The following is a 2,030-nucleotide window of genomic DNA, read 5'->3' as shown; positions in this document are numbered from 1 at the left end:
GCCATTACTTCTATGTTCTGCATTGTCGGGATGGAAGTCTTTATGCTGGATATACAAATGATTTAGCAAGAAGAGTAAAACAGCATAATGAAGGAAAAGGGGCCAAGTACACACGAGGAAGAGGCCCGGTAGAGCTTGTCTTTTCACAGGCATTTGATAATCAGGGAGATGCTTTGAGGGCAGAATATCAGTTTAAGCAGCTTTCACGGCAAAAAAAGCTTCATTTTATAAAACAAACTGCGCCTATTTCGTGAACGGTGATGGCGCTTATACATAATAGAAGACGGGTGAGATGATGCAACAGCAAAAAAGCTTTCATAATGAAGAACAGAAAGGCATCCTTTATTTAGTTCCAACACCAATCGGCAATTTAGAGGATATGACGTATAGAGCAGTCCGGATTATGAAAGAAGCAGATTTTATTGCGGCAGAGGATACGCGAAATACTAAAAAGCTCTGCAACTACTTTGAAATGACAACGGCGCTGATCAGTTATCATGAACATAATAAGGAAGCGAGCGGCCAAAAAATTGTGGAAAAGCTCAAAGAAGGCTTGAAGATCGCTCTTGTCAGTGATGCGGGTATGCCTGCCATTTCTGACCCTGGCTATGAATTAGTGGCAGCTGCACTGGAAGAGAATATCACCGTTGTTCCACTTCCAGGGGCAAATGCTGGTCTAACTGCACTAATCGCTTCGGGTATTGCCACACAGCCTTTTTACTTCTACGGCTTTTTAGATCGTCAGAAAAAGGTAAAAAGAAAGCAGCTGAGTGAATTGGCAAACATGGAATCAACTATGATTTTTTATGAGGCACCACACCGTTTGAAGGAGACACTGATAATTATGGAAGAACAGCTGGGAGATCGGCAAGTTGTTTTATGCCGTGAGTTAACGAAGAAATATGAAGAGTTTATTAGAGGAAGCTTGTCAGAAGCGGTACAATGGGCAAAAACAGAAGAGGTTCGCGGTGAATTCTGTGTCATTGTTGAAGGCGGTGTGCCTGAAGAAAAGGATACTGCAGCATGGTGGGAGCACATGACAATTGTGGAGCATGTAGAGCACTATATTAATATGAAGGAACTCGCTGTAAAGGATGCAATTAAACAGACAGCCTTAGACCGGCAAATGGCAAAAAGGGATGTTTACCAAGCCTATCATGTTGAAGATCAGTGATTGTGGTGGAAAAACTCTCTTGCAGAATAAAGAAAAAGCTTCTCAAAGTGTTGAGAAGCTTTTTTATCATTATTTAGATGTTTCAAAGTTGCTTTGAATTTCTTGTAAAAGCTGTTCAGCACCTTCACGGCTTAAAATTAATTTACCGCCAGCCAAAGCAAGGTTATCATCAGAAACTTCACCAGTTACTTGGCAAGTCATGTTAGGCTTGTATTTTTTAAGAATGATTTTTTCGTCATCCACATAAATTTCAAGAGCATCTTTTTCTGCGATTCCTAGTGTGCGACGCAATTCAATCGGAATTACCACGCGGCCAAGCTCATCAACTTTACGAACAATACCTGTAGATTTCATTATTGTTTCTCCTCTCAAATCTCCAATTAATTTATGTTTATCTCTCTATGTTTCGTCATTATTCGACAAAATTCTCTATATTTATATGATACCAGCCATTACCATATTCGTCAATTACTTTATAATGTTTTTATGTGGAAAATTTAGTTAGTCTGATAAAGGCTGATATAGAGCGGATTTCATTAAAAAAGTCTTGAATTAAGTATATATTTATTCCAGTTTATTATCAATCAAATAGTTTTAATTAAGGATAAATATTTTCTCATTCGACAAATTTCTACATTCGCAGGATGGTTTGTCGAACAGGATTTTTTAGTCAATTAAATGTCAAAAAGATAAAACGTTATAGTGCAAGGCTCATTATAGGATCTTTCCTTGCACAATTTCTTATTTTTAGGTATATTTTGTTGATATAAGAGGTAATGCTGACGAGTGTAATAATAAAAATATTTTGTACTGCAAGCTGGAATATAATGAAGAAGAATTTACGGTGCTAGAGCAT

Annotated in this window: 3 protein-coding genes; 2 read left to right on the top strand and 1 reads right to left on the bottom strand. The window is 37.7% G+C overall.

The window, feature by feature from the left end; genetic code table 11:
* Both OQ279_RS18820 and rsmI read left to right on the top strand, forming a co-directional pair.
* Window positions 1-254 (top strand): GIY-YIG nuclease family protein (locus tag OQ279_RS18820; RefSeq protein WP_266071410.1); only part of this gene is annotated, 254 nt, incomplete at its 5' end.
* A gap of 38 nt (window positions 255-292) precedes the next feature.
* On the top strand, window positions 293-1,174 hold the full coding sequence (gene rsmI / locus OQ279_RS18815; RefSeq protein ID WP_266071409.1) for a 16S rRNA (cytidine(1402)-2'-O)-methyltransferase: 882 nt from the start codon (window positions 293-295) through the stop codon (window positions 1,172-1,174).
* Between the two features lie 69 nt (window positions 1,175-1,243).
* On the opposite strand, the gene abrB is transcribed toward rsmI, so the two are convergent.
* Window positions 1,244-1,528 carry a transition state genes transcriptional regulator AbrB gene (abrB, locus tag OQ279_RS18810; RefSeq protein WP_066441796.1) on the bottom strand — a complete coding sequence of 95 codons (285 nt, stop codon included), beginning with the start codon at window positions 1,526-1,528 and terminating at the stop codon, window positions 1,244-1,246.
* Window positions 1,529-2,030 lie beyond the last annotated feature (502 nt).

The sequence above is a fragment of the Salinimicrobium profundisediminis genome (assembly GCF_026241755.1).
GTDB classification, from domain to species: Bacteria; Bacteroidota; Bacteroidia; order Flavobacteriales; family Flavobacteriaceae; genus Salinimicrobium; species Salinimicrobium profundisediminis.
Note: the sequence above shows the minus strand (reverse complement) of the source record. Positions and strands in the feature narration are given on the sequence as shown.

Excerpts from the sequence above, each read along its gene's own strand:
- rsmI (WP_266071409.1), top strand. The coding sequence starts at position 293 with ATGATGCAACAGCAAAAAAGCTTTCATAATGAAGAACAGAAAGGCATC.
- abrB (WP_066441796.1), bottom strand. The coding sequence starts at position 1,528 with ATGAAATCTACAGGTATTGTTCGTAAAGTTGATGAGCTTGGCCGCGTG.